The sequence below is a fragment of the uncultured Azohydromonas sp. genome (assembly GCF_937926365.1).
Lineage (GTDB): Bacteria > Pseudomonadota > Gammaproteobacteria > Burkholderiales > Burkholderiaceae_C > Azohydromonas.
On the sequence record NZ_CALAOH010000255.1, the window covers coordinates 155,995 to 170,844 of the forward strand.

General features: G+C 64.0%; 13 protein-coding genes, 1 pseudogene and 1 CRISPR repeat array. Of the genes and pseudogenes, 3 read left to right on the forward strand and 11 right to left on the reverse strand.

Annotated elements, in window-relative coordinates:
• Positions 1 to 31: 31 nt before the first annotated feature.
• The 6 genes from Q0741_RS28775 to Q0741_RS28800 all read right to left on the reverse strand — a co-directional run bounded on the left by Q0741_RS28775 (position 32) and on the right by Q0741_RS28800 (position 5,138).
• Complete coding sequence (locus Q0741_RS28775; protein WP_298236620.1) at positions 32 to 859, reverse strand: hypothetical protein; 828 nt, start codon at positions 857 to 859, stop codon at positions 32 to 34.
• Between the two features lie 334 nt (positions 860 to 1,193).
• Positions 1,194 to 1,868 carry a GTPase gene (locus Q0741_RS28780; protein WP_298236621.1) on the reverse strand — a complete coding sequence of 225 codons (675 nt, stop codon included), beginning with the start codon at positions 1,866 to 1,868 and terminating at the stop codon, positions 1,194 to 1,196.
• Positions 1,853 to 2,404 (reverse strand): transposase, encoded by a 552-nt coding sequence (locus Q0741_RS28785; RefSeq protein ID WP_298236622.1) that lies wholly within the window; start codon positions 2,402 to 2,404, stop codon positions 1,853 to 1,855. The genes Q0741_RS28780 and Q0741_RS28785 overlap by 16 nt, the downstream gene beginning before the upstream one ends.
• Positions 2,405 to 2,439: 35 nt before the next feature.
• Positions 2,440 to 2,955: a helix-turn-helix domain-containing protein gene (locus tag Q0741_RS28790; protein ID WP_298236623.1), complete on the reverse strand. Its 516-nt coding sequence runs from the start codon at positions 2,953 to 2,955 to the stop codon at positions 2,440 to 2,442.
• 101 nt (positions 2,956 to 3,056) lie between these two features.
• Entirely contained in the window at positions 3,057 to 4,100 is a 1,044-nt protein-coding gene (locus Q0741_RS28795; RefSeq protein WP_298236624.1) for a GTPase, read from the reverse strand.
• Between the two features lie 60 nt (positions 4,101 to 4,160).
• Positions 4,161 to 5,138, reverse strand: coding sequence for a viperin family antiviral radical SAM protein (locus tag Q0741_RS28800; RefSeq protein ID WP_298236625.1), 978 nt, complete (start codon positions 5,136 to 5,138; stop codon positions 4,161 to 4,163).
• Here Q0741_RS28800 and Q0741_RS28805 point away from each other — a divergent pair.
• Both Q0741_RS28805 and csm6 read left to right on the forward strand, forming a co-directional pair.
• A complete protein-coding gene (locus tag Q0741_RS28805) occupies positions 5,131 to 6,867 on the forward strand; it encodes a DUF1887 family CARF protein (RefSeq protein ID WP_298236626.1) in 1,737 nt (578 codons plus the stop codon). The genes Q0741_RS28800 and Q0741_RS28805 overlap by 8 nt on opposite strands.
• A 326-nt stretch (positions 6,868 to 7,193) precedes the next feature.
• Complete coding sequence (gene csm6, locus Q0741_RS28810) at positions 7,194 to 8,468, forward strand: CRISPR-associated ring nuclease Csm6 (RefSeq protein WP_298236627.1); 1,275 nt, start codon at positions 7,194 to 7,196, stop codon at positions 8,466 to 8,468.
• Positions 8,469 to 9,235: 767 nt separating this feature from the next.
• Positions 9,236 to 10,635: a CRISPR direct-repeat array (repeat unit 36 nt; unit sequence GTCCGGACCGTGCCCTGATATCGAAGGGATTGAGAC).
• Between the two features lie 625 nt (positions 10,636 to 11,260).
• On the opposite strand, the gene Q0741_RS28815 is transcribed toward csm6, so the two are convergent.
• A complete protein-coding gene (locus tag Q0741_RS28815; RefSeq protein ID WP_298236628.1) occupies positions 11,261 to 12,280 on the reverse strand; it encodes a hypothetical protein in 1,020 nt (339 codons plus the stop codon).
• A gap of 311 nt (positions 12,281 to 12,591) precedes the next feature.
• Here Q0741_RS28815 and Q0741_RS28820 point away from each other — a divergent pair, with 311 nt between their 5' ends.
• Positions 12,592 to 12,762: a hypothetical protein gene (locus Q0741_RS28820; protein WP_298236629.1), complete on the forward strand. Its 171-nt coding sequence runs from the start codon at positions 12,592 to 12,594 to the stop codon at positions 12,760 to 12,762.
• An 83-nt stretch (positions 12,763 to 12,845) separates the two neighbouring features.
• On the opposite strand, the gene Q0741_RS28825 is transcribed toward Q0741_RS28820, so the two are convergent.
• The 4 genes and pseudogenes from Q0741_RS28825 to Q0741_RS28840 form a co-directional block, all read right to left on the reverse strand.
• Positions 12,846 to 13,154: a hypothetical protein gene (locus Q0741_RS28825; RefSeq protein ID WP_298236630.1), complete on the reverse strand. Its 309-nt coding sequence runs from the start codon at positions 13,152 to 13,154 to the stop codon at positions 12,846 to 12,848.
• 149 nt (positions 13,155 to 13,303) lie between these two features.
• Positions 13,304 to 13,747: a hypothetical protein gene (locus tag Q0741_RS28830; RefSeq protein ID WP_298236631.1), complete on the reverse strand. Its 444-nt coding sequence runs from the start codon at positions 13,745 to 13,747 to the stop codon at positions 13,304 to 13,306.
• A gap of 263 nt (positions 13,748 to 14,010) precedes the next feature.
• Positions 14,011 to 14,343: pseudogene (locus Q0741_RS28960) on the reverse strand (Gfo/Idh/MocA family oxidoreductase); the annotation flags it as partial.
• The coding region (locus Q0741_RS28840; RefSeq protein ID WP_298236633.1) for an SDR family oxidoreductase at positions 14,343 to 14,850 on the reverse strand (508 nt) is incomplete at its 5' end. The gene Q0741_RS28840 and the pseudogene Q0741_RS28960, both read right to left, overlap by 1 nt.

Here is a 14,850-nt window from a genome sequence, read left to right on the forward strand (position 1 = left end):
CAAGAGACCGGACCAACGCCCGGTCTCCACCTCAGTCGAACAAGGCGTCGAACAGCGAGGAAACGACGTAGCCGACCGCCACGGCAGCCACCACCGGGGCGGCCACCGTGGCCGCCGCCGCCGTGGAAGCGCCGATCCCGAGAGCCGTCACGCCGGATGCCACTGCGGCGCCGGTGGCCGTGGCCGCAGCGCTGGCCGCCGCACCCGTGGCATAGCCCTTGGCCCCGGCCTTGGCCACCGATGCCGTGACCTCGCCCGCGTCACGGCGTCCGTCGATGAGGTCGCCGATGCCCTTGACCACCTCGACGCCCGCGCCGACGGCGGCACCCATCGCACCACCGGACTGCGCCGCTCGGCTCACTGCGCTGCCGACCGAGCCCGAGCCACAGGCGCCGGCACGCTGGGCCAGGCTGGTCGTCGTTTCCGACGACACGCCAGAGCTCACCATGCGCTTGGACAGGCCCGCCCTCTTCAGCGCCGCGTTGACGACCTCGGTCGTCTCCTCAGTGCCCACGAGTTGCACGCTGCGGTACTTGCCCTGGGCCACCTGGCGCACGACCTTGTCCACCGCGGACTTCGACAGGGTGTCCTTGAGCTGCAACCGCTCCACGACCTTGCCACCCCTGGTCGTCACCAGGTCCACCACCTCGGCGGTGGTGCTGCGCGTGAGCGACGTGCTCCGGCCCGTGAGCAACTGTGCCGCGTTGCGCGCATCCTTCACCAGGATCTCGTGGATGTGGCCCTTGAGGTGCGGATTGTGTCCGGCGCGATCAAGTGCGCGGCCGATGACGCTCGCCTCGTAGGTGGTTCGTGCGCTGACCGCATGGCTGGCGTGCTGGGTGTTGCGCTGTCGTTCCATGGTGCTCTCCCTCCGTGTTGAACCGTTGATGTGTCGATGTATGAAATGGTCGGGCCGCACGTGGCTTTCGGGCGTTCTTGGCAACGTTGCCGCAGCCTCGGTGGCCGTGGCACCAAGGCCGCGCCCAAGCGCGCCGGTCGGCCTTGGCGCAGCCGCGCTGCCGTGGCCGGCTCCGTTCGTTGGTGGCGCTCAGGCAAACGGCTTGTCGAGCCGCCCGCCAAGCGCACAGGGAACATGCCGGCGGGCCGAAGTTGCGGTGAAACCGAATGGTGCCAGCGCAACGACCGTAGAAGCTGCGCCGCGGCCGGTCGACACACTGCCGAAAATGCTTCGCTCATGGTGTCGTCTCCCGTTGCCCCATTGCGGCATCCAGCCGCCCGGCGCTGGCGCTGATGCGCCGCAGCACTTCCTGCATGCCTTCGCCGGTGCGGTTGCTGGCGAACACCACATCGCCCGGGCTGCCGCTGCCGAGCTGCTGCAGCAGGTCCTTGCGCACGGCTGCCCTCTCCGGGCACTCCAGGCTCTCCGAGAAGGTCCGGACGACAACCACCGGCCGGCTCTGGCGCTGCAGCCGCGCGTGCAGTTGCTGATCGGCCTGGCGCACCTTGCCCCGCACCACGAGCGCGAAAGCGTCGAACGAGCCGAACGGGAACGTGTCGAGCATCACCTGTGTCGGGTGGTTGACCGTGTCGTAGCCGGGCACGTCCGCGAACACGAAGTCCTGCCAGCGGCACAGCAGGCTCGCCTCGGGGTCCGCGGCCCAGTTGGTCGCATCGGTGTGCGTCCCCACCAGCGGCGGCGGCTCGACCTCGTTGCGCGAGAGCTTGCTCAGCAGCGACGACTTTCCCGCGTCCGGCTGCCCGAGGATTGCCACACGCCGGCCCGCGGTGCGCGCCAGCTCGCGCCGCAAGCGCTCCACGTTCGACTCCAGCACGGTCTTCGGACGCGGAGCCTGCATGGGCGGCGTGTCGTCCTCCGTGATGGCGTCGTACACTAAGTAGGACGCCATAAGTTATGTACCAGGTGGCGGAGCCAGAAGCGTGGCGAGCTCATGCCGGCCTTGCGGCGAGCTTGCCGCGGAGTCAACTTCATCACCCAGCGAACCGCCTGGGCGGCCAGGTCGTCGATGGACTTGGCCTGCCGGTTTGCAGCCACGAGCCGCTTGAGGTCGCGCCAGAGTTGATCCATTGGACTGAGTTCGGGCGCCTGCTTGGGCAGCCACAGCCAACGGATGCCAAGTTGCTGGGACAGGGCCTGCGTGGCACGCGCGGTATGCGCGCTGGCACTGTCGGCCAGCAGCCAGATGCACCCATGGCGCCGATAGCGCCGCCGCAGTTCGGCAAGGAAGGCCTGGGCATCGCCTTGGCGGGCTTGCCGGCGCACCAGCACGACACGGCGCGCGGTGTGCAGGTCGATGGCCCCGAACAGCACCCGCTTGGCATTGGCGCCGGTGATGGGTACGGTGGCCTGCTTTCCCATGGGCGCCCACGCCGCACGCAACGGCGGGAACAGTCTCAGCAGCGTCCAGTCCGTACACAGCAGCACGTCGCCGGGCTGCCAGTTCGCCTTGAGCCTGCGAATCAGGCCCCTTTTTTCTGTGCCAGATGAACCTCACGCTCGCTGAAGACGTAGCGCGGGCGTTTCCAGCGCCAGCCCGCCTCGTGCAGCCGCCGGCGCAACGTGCGCTGGCTGATGTCGATGCCATCGTGTGCAGCCAGATAGTGCGCCAGCAGCGGCACGGTCCACGTCGTAGCCAAGTAGCCACAGCGCCGGGGGTCGCGCGCCATTGCTGCGGCCAGCCGCTTCGCTGTGAGCCTGGCTGCGCGCCGAGGCCTGCCGCTGCGGGGCTGGTCAACCAGCGCACTGACATCGCGCTCTTGAAGGTAGCGCTCCACCCAACGCCGAACGCTGAGTCGCGCCACCCGCACACGCCGGGCCGCTTCGCTGATCGCATGTCCTTCGGCCACCAGCAGCACCGCATCAAGCCGTCGGTAATCACGCGCCAGCCGTGCGGCAGCCAGCGCCAGCCCAAGCCGACGCCGGTCCGCTCGCGTAAAACGCCGAGCCGCCGCTCCACCATCTGCGTCCTGGTCCATGCCCGGCAATGTGCCGACCGGACTTGCCTGGTACAAGACATATGGCTACCTACTTAGCTTGCCCAGTACGGGCGCACCGAGGAGTGCAAGCCACCACATCTTCAGACGCCCAGGTGGTGCTGGAGGGCCTGCCCGGCGAGCGCGTGGCAGTCGTCGAGGAAGGCCGTCCCGGCATTGGACGTGATGGCGTAGCCCAGGCCCGCGGCCACGGCCTGGCCGAAGCCGGGGACGTAGCGCAGCAGCGACTTGGCGGTTTGACGACCGACATAGCGCTTGAGCAGCAACACCGCACCTTCGCGGGCGGCGTACTTCACCACGTTGTTGGCCAACTGCGCCACCAGTGGGATGCCCGAGCGGGCCAGGAGGTCCAGCCGCCGGTCGTCGAGCCCGTAGCACTCGCGGATCTCCGCGAAGAGCTTGAGCAGGATGCTCAGGTCCACGGCCACGTCTGCGCCGGGGATCGGGTTGAGGCCGTTGGCCGCGCAAGCCAGTGCTGCCGTGGTGACGTACTTCTCGCAAGCCGCGCGCTTGGCGTCCAGGAAGGCGCCGGAGTACGCCTTCGCGTTGCGCAGCCAGCGCTCGCGCTTGGCGCCTTCCAGGTTCTCGGCGATGAGCTGCTGCAGCGCGTCCAGCCCGGTGCCCGTTCGGCAGCTGGTGAACAGCACCGGCACGCAGCGGCCCACGTGCCGCGAGATGTCTTCGCGCTTGCGGCGTTCGAGCTCGGCGACTTCCACGCCGTCCTCCCAGAGCTCGTCGTGCCGGTTGACGACGTAGAGGCACACCTTGCCCATGGCGTCGAGCTCGCGGAAGAGCTCGGTGTCGGCCTGGTGCAGCTTGCCGCTGGTCACGCACAGGAACAGGTCCATCTGCCGGATGCCGAAGCGCTCGGCGTAGCCCTGCTTCGGAAACCGCTGCGTGCCGTAGCCGGGCAGGTCCACGAACTGCAAGCCGTTGACCTCGTAGCGCGCCAGCTCGACCGTCTTGTCGGTCTCGACGCCCACTTCTGCCACCTTGCGGCCTACCATCTTGTTGATGAGCGAGGACTTGCCGGCACCGGGCTGGCCAAAAAGCGCCACCGAGACGGTCCGGGCCTTCTCCTCTTCGAGGCGACGGCGGATCTGGTCGGCGTGATGATCGATCGACATGGGCAACCTCCTGGTGTGTGCCGTGTGGGATGGATGGAATTTTTCCGGGCGGCGCCCGTTTCAGGCCGTTCCGGCAACGTTGCCGTGCGCGGTGGCCATGGGCCGATAGCGCGCGGCAAAGCGCTCGGCCAGGAAGGGCACGCTGGCAAAGGCGCGGTGCACGGTGTCGCGGGTGATGGGCTGGCTGTAGAAGTAGCTGCCCTGGGTGCCGGTGCCGTTCTGGAAGAAGCGTCCCTGCGGGTCGACCATCACGTACGAGCCCAGCATGTCGGTGTTGTCCTCCACCGACATCCCGGCCACGCGGCCCGCATGGCGTGCCACGAAGCTGGCAAAGGCCTCGTCGTCCACGGCAAGGTTGCTGTTGACCACGGGCAGCATGCGCAGCACCTTCCAGCGGTCGGGGCGCAGCAGATCCAGTGCGCGGACCAGGTCCTCGCCGGCATTGACGGCGCTGACGACCGTGTTGATCTTCACCTGCAACCGCGGGTTCGCGGCCCGCGCCCGCCGCAGCCGCGTGGCCATGTCCGCCAGCGACAGCGTGCGGTCCCGGCTGTCGGCGCGGCCGATGCGCAGGTTGTGCGCGGTCGAGAACGAGTCCAGGCTCAGCCCCAGGACATCGAGCTGCCGGGCAAGCGCTTCAAGTGCCTCTCCTTCGGGCAGTCGCGAGCCGTTGGTGATGAGGGAGACTCGCATGCCCAGCTCCCGCGCCTGCCGCGCAATGTCGAGCACCTGCTGCGGATAGAGCATGGGCTCGCCGCCGGCGATGCTCAGTCGCACATGGGACCAGCGCAGCGTGCGGCTCAGCGCATTGGCGGTGTTGCCTGGGTGAAAGCCTGCCCACAGCGCCGAGACCAACTCGCGAGTGGCCTGCTCGTCGCGCACCACGTCCCGCCGGCCATCCTCGCGCTGCCAGGCCGCGTAGCAGTAGCCGCAGCGGTAGTTGCAGGCCTCGGTGACGTGCCAGTTCACCACCAGCTCGTCCACAGTGATCGGCGCGGCGACGGCGGTGCGCTGGTCACGAAGGGTGGGGATGTCCATCGGCTGCGGCGCCTGGCGGCGCGGTGTCGTTTCGATGGCCGGCATCATCGAGCGCACCTGCCGCGCAACCAGGTCTTGGCAACGTTGCCGTGAGCGGTCCGGGCGGCCGCGGCCGGGCACACTTCGTCTGCGGATCGAATCGCCGCCGACCCGCGCAAGGCGAGCGTGCGAGGAAGTGCCCAGGAGGATGTCACCGTGCCGAGTTGCCGGCATGCCGTCCCCGGCGCTTCCCGCCACGGCTTTCCTGCACGGCTGGCATCGGTGCGATCCAGCAAGGCGCAACGTCCCTGTTCCCGCGAGTCACCACCTCATGCTCACCACCGATTCCCCCGTTCCCGAGAATGCTGTTCCTGCCGACACCGCGTCCGCCGCGGTGGCCCCTGGCGTGATGCTGTGCATCGCCAGCGGCCAGAGCCTGCCCAACGTGCTGCCGCTGCAGGTGCGTGCGTGGGACCGGCTCGTGATCTACGCCAGCCGCGACATGCGCGCAGCGGCCCAGCGGCTGGAACTGGTGGCCGGGGTCATGCGAAGGATGCGGGGGCATCCGGCCAGCGATTGCTGCGAGATCGTGGCGCTTCCCGAGGACCGCTCCTACCGGTCCCTTGCCACCTTCGCCGCGCAGGAGGTCGAGCGGCTGAGCGGCGTGTACCCGCGGCACCGCCTGTCCTTCAACGCCACGGGTGGGCAGAAGACGATGACGCTGGCATTCGCGCAGGCGCTGCGGGGCCGCGCGGACATCTTCTATTGCCAGACCGAGCGCGACTGCATCGAGCAGATCGAGCCGCTGGGGCCGGACCAAGCCCTGCCCGCCGCCCTGCTGGACCTGTATGCCTACTTGAGCGTGCAAGGCTACGTGATCAAGGGCTGCGTCCCGCTGGACGATGCGCGGGCTCTGGAGGATGTGCGCCGGCGTGCACGCCTGACGTCCACGCTGGTGCACAAGGTGGGTGAGCTGCGCAGGCAATTCCCCGATGTGCCATCAACGTTTCCCAAGGGTTCGCCGCGTTCGGTACTGGGTGCGCTGCACGGCGCGGCGGTAGCCGCATGCGAGGCGACGCACCAGACTCGCGCGATGCCCTTCCCTGCCCGGCAGCCGCTGGCCCTGCCCGGCGAATCGGACTGGTGGGCCGTGCTTCTCGACGAAGCCACTTCCTGCGGGGTGCTTCAGACCTGGACACGTGAGGGCAACGACATCGTGTTGACCTTCTCGGACCACAATGCCGCCGCCTACCTCGCCGGGGGGTATCTCGAAGAGTACGTGCATCTGGCCGTGCACGCGCTGGGCCTGCCGCCCGGCGCGGCGGCGCGTGGCGTGCACATGGACCTGCTGGAGCGGCACAGGGAGCGGGACGGGCGCGACTTCAACGAGCTCGACATCGCCATCACCTGGCGCAACCGGCTGCTGATCCTGGAATGCAAGGCCGGGCGCCAGTTGCTGGATCCGGGCAAGTCGCAGGACATCCTTAACAAGCTCGGACTGCTCAAGAGCCAGGTCGGCGGCAACTACGGACATGCGTGGGTCCTGACCACGGCCAAGGTCGACGAGCAATACCACGCCCACATCCTGGAGCGCGCGCGCACAGCGCAGCTGGAGGTGGTCGACGGTCCGAAGCTGCGCAACCTGCCGCAGCGGCTGGCCCAAGCGCTTGACTGGCCCCGGCCTCCAGCCGCTGACTGGATCGAGCCGCCGCTGAGCCTGCGCAAGACGGGTACTGCTGCCGCAAGGTAGAAGCACAGGCCCGGTGCCGAGCGGGCAAGCTGTGTCCCGGCGGCCTCGCCTGGCCGCCAGCACGGTCACGGGATCGCGCAGTGGACAACGGTTGCGTCCGGTACCGCCGAACGCCTCGGAGAAGCAGCGTGCCATGGCCTTGAGGAACGCGGCCGTGGCGCAGCCTTCGATGCTGCCCGGCGCTGGAGAGGCGCGGATGCTGCCACTGCCTGCCGCCGCGGTGAAGTCGCCGCAACGTTGCCGCCGCACCGGGCTGCGCCATAGGACGACGCATCATGGCGTCGAGACATCACATACCCAACCGCTGATCAAGGAGGAGCCCAGCAATGAACAACCCGTCCACCCCGTCCGAGCCGCGCCGTGTGCTGATCTGCGTCTCCGGCATGTCACCAGCCGTGGTGACCGAGACGCTCTACGCGCTGATCCAGCCCGAGCACGATTTCGTGCCCGACGAGATCCACGTCGTGACCACGGGCGACGGCAAGCAGGCGCTGATGGAGCAGTTGCTCGAGCCTGGCACGGGCCAGTTCCATGCCTTCATGAAACAGTGGCTGCCGCAGCGGCGGATCCTGTTCGGCGAGGAGCAGATCCACGTCATTGGCCACGAAAGCAAGGCCGAGGCGCCGGTGAAGGCCGGCATCTGGGACGGTCTCGGTGGCGCGCCCGCTGCGCGGCCTGGCCGTGTCGAGCTGCCGGATATCGTCACCGACGAGGACAACCGCGCCGCGGCAGACACGATCTTTCAAGTCATGCGCCGGCTCAAGAGCGAGCGCCCGACACGCCTGCACGCCTCCGTGGCCGGCGGGCGCAAGAGCATGAGCTTCTACATGGGCCATGCCTTCTCGCTGTTGAGCGAGCCCGGCGACAAGCTGTCGCACGTGCTGGTGAACCCGCCCTTTGAACTGCCCGCCCTGAAGTTCTACTTCCCGCCCAAGGAAGCGAAGGATGCGGTGACAGTGAAGTGGACGGACAAGGCGGGCAATCCTCACAGCAACTGCACCAGCGAGGCCCGCATCCAGCTCGCCGAGCTGAGCGTGCTCAACCTCGGGCCGATCCTGAACGGCTTCCCCATCGACAGCTGCGACAGCCTGGATGACGCCGTACGGCTGGCGCAGTCGGTGCTCGTGCCAGCGCCGGTGAAGATTACGCTGGAAGCGGCTGCGGGCCGCCAGCATGTGCAGGTGTGCGGGCGCAACGTCAAGCTCAAACCTCAGCAGTTCCTGGCGCTGGTGGTCTACGCGTGGGCACGGCTCCATGCGGACGACCTGCCCGAGTCCGGCGCAGTCAACCTCACGGACATCCCGATCGAGATCTGGCAGCGGATGCATGCCGTGCTGGAGAGCGCCAAGGATAGCGCGCAGCCTCCGAGCCTCGCGGCATTGAAACCGCTGCATGCCAACATCCATGGGGCCTTCAATTCCGTCTTGGGACCCGCAGCACGGCACTACCGCATCGAACTCGCCGGCCCGAAATCGAGTCCGGGCACAGCTGCCGACAAGACCGGTCCCTACCGCCTCAGTACCGACCCGGAACTCCTGGATCTGGCAGGCATGCATCGCCTGGAGCCCCTGCTGCGCCAAGCGTTCGGTATGACCGCCTGAAGCCCTTGCCACGGGGGGCCGACCGCCAGGTCTCGGTACGCTGCAAGCAGCCGCCGCGCGGTCGTGCTCCCTGCCCCTGCCGGAGCTTTGGGGTAACGGATTACCCGGGAAGAAAAGAGACCCGGGCAAGATCGGCTCCGAGGTTGTGCACCGCTGGCTCACCATCGCCGAGGTGCGCTCCTGGCTACTGGACGGGCCTGGAGCCAGTCGCAGCAGGGCCTGTCTGGCTTTGACCCTTGAGGACATGGAGAAAGCTTCGACGGTGCCAAGGATGCTTGATGCCGGGCCCTGCCTGTCTTTCCTATGAACACTCCCGAAAGCGGCATGCCCCCTGCTTGACCAGCATCTCCGCGTGCAGCACCGCCTGCTTCAAGCAGCCGCTGCGCCGCAAGCACCTGGACATGGCCAGCGGCGGCTCGGCCCGGACAAGAAGTCCCGAACAGCGGGTCGGATCGTAGGCAGTCACAGGAGCAGCAGACGCAGGACAGGCCGGAATTTCGTGCAAGCGCCGGGCTCGGTCATGGTCTGGTTTTCTGTGCCGAGACTCCAGCGGACGCAGGCAGCCATGATTTCATGGCTCTCCCACCCTCACCTGCCGACCTGAGCAGCCCTCGGTCCTTGATGGGACAATGGCCTCTTCGTGCCGTGAAAGTCCGCCATGCCGCCGCAGCGACGAGTCCTTGCGGGAGACAGCTCCCGCGACCGACCGGAAAGTTGTGAAGGGGCCCGCCAAGCCCTTGCCGCTGCTATCATTTTCGGCGCGAGCCGTCCGGACCGTGCCCTGATATCGAAGGGATTGAGACGGCTTTATCGCACGATTCGCCCCGTGGTTAATGTCCGGACCGTGCCCTGATATCGAAGGGATTGAGACCGGAAGGAAGGCTCTTTATGCCCAACACTACAGTCCGGACCGTGCCCTGATATCGAAGGGATTGAGACGTCGACGGTTTGTCTGCTTACGACCAGGCCAAGTCCGGACCGTGCCCTGATATCGAAGGGATTGAGACGACCGGGGCGCCGGAGATGTTCACCGCGTCTGGGTCCGGACCGTGCCCTGATATCGAAGGGATTGAGACAGCATGTTGAGGGAAAACGCGCTCGCGAGGTAGTCCGGACCGTGCCCTGATATCGAAGGGATTGAGACCGGGGGATGACGGCGTAGCTCACATCTTCGTTGTCCGGACCGTGCCCTGATATCGAAGGGATTGAGACCCGACCGTGGAGAGCTTGCGCACGCGCTCCTGGTCCGGACCGTGCCCTGATATCGAAGGGATTGAGACACAAGCGGCAACGTACTCTTCAGCGGCGACCACGTCCGGACCGTGCCCTGATATCGAAGGGATTGAGACTGGAAATCGCCACCAGCTTGTAGTACAGGCTAGTCCGGACCGTGCCCTGATATCGAAGGGATTGAGACAGTTGTTGCAACACGGTGGAAGCGACTTGCATGGTCCGGACCGTGCCCTGATATCGAAGGGATTGAGACTTGGCGATGCGGATGTGCTTGCTGGACGTGTCGTCCGGACCGTGCCCTGATATCGAAGGGATTGAGACAGTCGTAGTCAGCCCGATACACCTCCGCAAAGGTCCGGACCGTGCCCTGATATCGAAGGGATTGAGACATGAAGAACGAGAGGCTGAAGTCCACCGGCAGGTCCGGACCGTGCCCTGATATCGAAGGGATTGAGACTTGTAGATGTCGCCTTGGTCGATGCGCTTGATGTCCGGACCGTGCCCTGATATCGAAGGGATTGAGACAAGTACCTCCCGTTGTGCAAGCAGTAAAACTCGTCCGGACCGTGCCCTGATATCGAAGGGATTGAGACTCCAGTGCAACGTCGTGGCGCGCAGAGTAAGAGGTCCGGACCGTGCCCTGATATCGAAGGGATTGAGACGTGTAAACGTGATGACTACAGCCGGGGAAAGAGTCCGGACCGTGCCCTGATATCGAAGGGATTGAGACAGCTTGGAATTGTCGTTGGTGCTCATTTCTTTGTCCGGACCGTGCCCTGATATCGAAGGGATTGAGACAGGTATCGTTGGCCACTATCGGCACGTTAGTGGTCCGGACCGTGCCCTGATATCGAAGGGATTGAGACTCCGGGTACATGCGGTTCACGCTGTCGTCCATGTCCGGACCGTGCGCTGATATCGAAGGGATTAACACAAATAGCGTTCAAGTGGTCAGCGGCATTGTCGTCCAATGCCGCCCCCTGCTATCTCAATGGGCTGGAACTTGTCCGTGATCCGAATCCAGATCTACCGAAGCCGAACTGTGCCCTGATATTGAAGGGGCTGAGATATGCGCTTCGGACGGTCGTTTCAAGTGCCAAGTCTAGAGTGTGATCTGATATCGAAGGGATACGCGTCCACCCTAGTATCCCCGATGATAAATTAATTTTGTACGGCCGCCGCTGTGTGATGGCAAGGCGGAGGCAGCCAGAGAATCGCGGAAATAATCGACGTATTCCTGGTTCTGGCAGATATACTGAAGCAGCCAACATGGGTTCGTCGTAATTTCCGCGAATCACTCGATTTGGTAGCCTGTTTGGTCGCCTTGATGGTCGCCGTACAAATTGTACAAATGCTTTTAGCCAGTGAAAATCCAACAGCCGGAGCCCGATTTTTACAAACGATCCGACAAACCACATCCTCGGCATCACTGGTCGCAGAGCACTTGCGGCAGACTTCAGCCGCTCACTGCACCTGTGGCCTAAAGCTGCGCTCTGCTACAGGCTTCCGGCTTGCGACCAGACAGGAGCATCACGGGAACTCGTTCGCAGCCGTGAACCTCAAGCCGCATACGTGGCAATTTCTTCCAGCCATTTGCTGGAGGTGTACAGGTTTTCCTGGTCAAGCCAAAGCAAGCCGATGTTGCGGGAGCCCAGCCATGCAACGATGTCAGCAGTTGGTTTTTCTGGCAGAAGGACTGACAAGTCCGGTTCCATTTTGCTCTTCAAGAAATACGAATAAGAATACAACTGTCCCACTGCCATGCGGATGTCACCGATGTCCGTGGAACTTTTGACTTCCACAATCAAGTCCTTTCCGGATTTTTTGTCATACGACTTGACCAGCACATCAAACATGGTCAGTTTGCTCCTGCCTTCAAGTAACAGAAAATCGGAAAGGCACGTCCTGAGTTGGTTCGTCAGACGATTGTGAATCCTTCGACCGACGATGGTCTGTGCGGCTCTGAGCGCCACGAAATCTCGGTCGTCTTTGAGCGGCAGGCACTCGCCGTCGGTGGGTTGAGCGGTGAGGAGCTGAATGCTTGTTGTAGTGGCCGGTCTGCCTGGTGTGGCCGGTATGCCTACAACATCGAGAAGGATTGCACCTGCCTTTCCGAGTTGATCGAGGTCGGCAGCATCCCGGATTCCGCCTTTCCCATACATTTCCATCATCCTTGTGTACTGAACCTTCAACGAAGAGGTGGACTCCTTCATCGTTCTCAACACGTGTTGCACGCCTTCATTGCCGTTGATCAGGGGAAAGCGGAGCCGTTGGTCTAGCGAGAAAAACACAGGTGTCAGCAAATTACTCGCCGGTATCTTGGAGTCCGTTTCGTTGGGCTTGCCTATTCCTTTGAGGCTTTCCACGGTCTCGATCAGTCTCAGTCCGTCGTCATCGCTGGAAAGCGCGTATGCGCTCTTGAAAAGTCTTTTGAGTCGACTCGAGTTCAATTCCACCCAATTCCTTGCCGAGTTCCTGTAGGCGGAATAGAAGTTGGTGAAGCCTGTATGCCTTTCAATGGCACCGATGGCGTTTGGGTCGCCCAATATTTTTGATATTCTTTCGGCGACCTGCTCCAAGCAGCATCCAGAGAAGTCTTCTCTAAAGATGTCACTTAAAGCCGGGATCTTCGTGCTTTCTATGTAAGAAGCGTCCTCGGACTTGGGGTTCCTTGTGACCCAGGTCAGTTTACACAGGCCGTATAACTGGCGCGGCTCTACTTTCTTGGAATCCAGAACGAAGGGGGCCACGAGTCGGACGAGATGATTGGTGTTTCTTTGGCGATTTGCCCAGGATTCTGACATCTTTGCGTTGGAGTGGTGAAGCGATTGAGAAAAGAGCGAAATGACTTCAGTCGGTACTGAAGCTGGTCAACAGCGGTGCGTAAAAAGTGACCATCGTCATGATGCATCCAATTGCCTGCGGACAAGAGCAACGGAACGATGATGTATGCTTGGTGGTAATGGCGTATTTTTTGGATGCCATGGATGTTAAATTTTCATTGCATGTCGTTGCAGTGGATGCTGCAATTGCGACGCCGGCAAAGGCTCTGCTGAGGTGAAAATTCAGAATGCGCGCATCTTTAGATGCTGCGCGGCTTTGTACTTGGCTCTGCGGCAGTGCCGGAATGTTGAAATATCCGCTTTATCGCGCGTTGCACCCACCCTGGAACTCCATTGTTCGGCCGTAGTGGGCATCCCAACCCGCCTTTCCGAAGGGCTCGCTCATGCAGCCTTCATCAATCTGAAGGAATGGCTGAAAGCACCCTTGGTTTTCCATGTAGTAAGGCTCACGCTTGATCACGTGCTCGCCAAGTTTCTCGCCGATCACCAGAAAGCACTCGCCGTCCCATAGCCCGACGTTTCCGTTCCTTCCGCGGCCGACATACCACTTGCCAGCCACGAGAAGGTCCTGTGCAATCTGCACAACTTGGACCGTTTTTCCAATTGTCATCAAGATGTCTCCCCGAAATCATGGGCGTGGGTATTGAGGACGTTGCGTCGCAGTTTCCTCGAAGCTTGCCAAGTTGACCTGGGGCTGCATGCACGCAGGGACTGCATGGGTCGTGAAAGGACTGCAGCCCCCTGGTTTGGGCTTCGGCATCAGATACGCAGTGCCTGCTGGTAGGCGTGGTCGATGATGCGCATCGCCGGCAATTGGTCCCACAGCGATGCATCGTGCCAGCCGCCGCTGCGGATTCGCTGCGCGAAGTCGTCCAACTGCCTGGCCTTCGCACGCTTCCAGTCCTTCTGAGTGCGATAGAGCGGCTCGGCTTGGTCCGAACGCGAGACTTCGCTTCGATCCGCTCGCCAGCGGCGTGTTCGGGTACACACCACCAGCCCTTCGGACTTGCTGCAGCCGCTGGCACTGTCGGGGTTTGGTTCGCCGTGCAGCCATGAATCGAGCATGACCCAGGTGTCGGCGATACGCCCGCGGAGCCAGACCCGGTCCTCCACTTCGTCAAGGCGGCATAGCCGGTTGTCGCGCAGCAGCGTGGCCGCCACCAGTTCAAACGGACCGACCAGATCGTGCAGCAGATCCACCATGTGGTAACCGGAGTCGAGTCGAGCAAGGTTCCACCACCGGACTCGGTCCGATCGTCGCGCCAGCTTGTCGCGCCCGGCTGCTCGCGGGACGGGACGGCAAAGCCCAGGTGCAGATGGGCATGGACCTCGCGTACCACGTCACCGCTGTCGCGCAGCGCCTGGCGCAGGTACCGGTAGCTGGGATGGTGGCGGCGCTGGATGGCTGTCTGCAAGGGGCAGCCCGCCTGACGTGCCTGATCGAGGAAGTCGCGGGCCTCTTGCTGTGTCCGGGCAAGCGGCTTCTCCTTCAGGATGGGCAATCCCAGTTCGAGAATTCGGGGCCACAGCGTGCCGTAGGTATGGTGAGGCAGCGCCAGCACCAGACCGTCGAGTGGCTCGTGACGCAGGGCGTCGAGGTCGCCATAGAGGTGCCCCTGCATCTCAGGATACTGCTGGGCGGTTGCAGCCAGGCGTTCGGGTACGACGTCCACGCCGGCGGCGAAGACCACGTCCCGTGCCATGGAGGCCGCACCGAGGTGCTCCTGTCCTTGGGGGCCAAGGCCCACCATGGCCAACCTGAGTCGGCCGCTCGACGGATTGGCAGAGAAAGGCTGCATCAGTGCCCCAGCATGCTGCCCGCGGTCATGTCGACAACGCTGGCGGTGATGTAGCTGCTGTCGTCCCCGAGCAGGAAGGCGATCGTTGCAGCGACCTCTTCCGGCAGACACAGTCGCTGCAAGGCGCTGCCCCGTGCCACGTTCTCGCGCTGTTGCACGGACCAGTCCTGCGTCATGCGCGTGATGGTGGGACCGGGCAGGAGCAGGTTGACGCGCACGCCGTCCTTGCCCATCGCCCGCGCGCAGCTCATGGTCAACCCATGCAGGGCGGCCTTGCTCGCAGCGTACTGAGGTTTGCGCGCTCCCACGACGCCCACCGGGGAGCCGACGTTGATGATGCTACCCCGACCGCGCACCTGCAGCGACGGCGCAAGTGCACGGATGAGCCGCATCGCCGGTGTATGGCGGTAAGCGGTCAGCGTGCGGCGTTCTTCACCGCGATGGCGCCATCTGAACAATGCCCTCATCGGTAACGCATGAGGAGCAACGAAGATGGAAGCAGGCAGG

Coding starts and splice junctions, on each gene's coding strand:
- Q0741_RS28790 (WP_298236623.1), bottom strand. CDS start 2,955: ATGGACCAGGACGCAGATGGTGGAGCGGCGGCTCGGCGTTTTACGCGA.
- Q0741_RS28780 (WP_298236621.1), bottom strand. CDS start 1,868: ATGGCGTCCTACTTAGTGTACGACGCCATCACGGAGGACGACACGCCG.
- Q0741_RS28830 (WP_298236631.1), bottom strand. CDS start 13,747: ATGGTGGATCTGCTGCACGATCTGGTCGGTCCGTTTGAACTGGTGGCG.
- Q0741_RS28825 (WP_298236630.1), bottom strand. CDS start 13,154: ATGACAATTGGAAAAACGGTCCAAGTTGTGCAGATTGCACAGGACCTT.
- Q0741_RS28800 (WP_298236625.1), bottom strand. CDS start 5,138: ATGGACATCCCCACCCTTCGTGACCAGCGCACCGCCGTCGCCGCGCCG.
- Q0741_RS28805 (WP_298236626.1), top strand. CDS start 5,131: ATGTCCATCGGCTGCGGCGCCTGGCGGCGCGGTGTCGTTTCGATGGCC.
- Q0741_RS28795 (WP_298236624.1), bottom strand. CDS start 4,100: ATGTCGATCGATCATCACGCCGACCAGATCCGCCGTCGCCTCGAAGAG.
- Q0741_RS28775 (WP_298236620.1), bottom strand. CDS start 859: ATGGAACGACAGCGCAACACCCAGCACGCCAGCCATGCGGTCAGCGCA.
- csm6 (WP_298236627.1), top strand. CDS start 7,194: ATGAACAACCCGTCCACCCCGTCCGAGCCGCGCCGTGTGCTGATCTGC.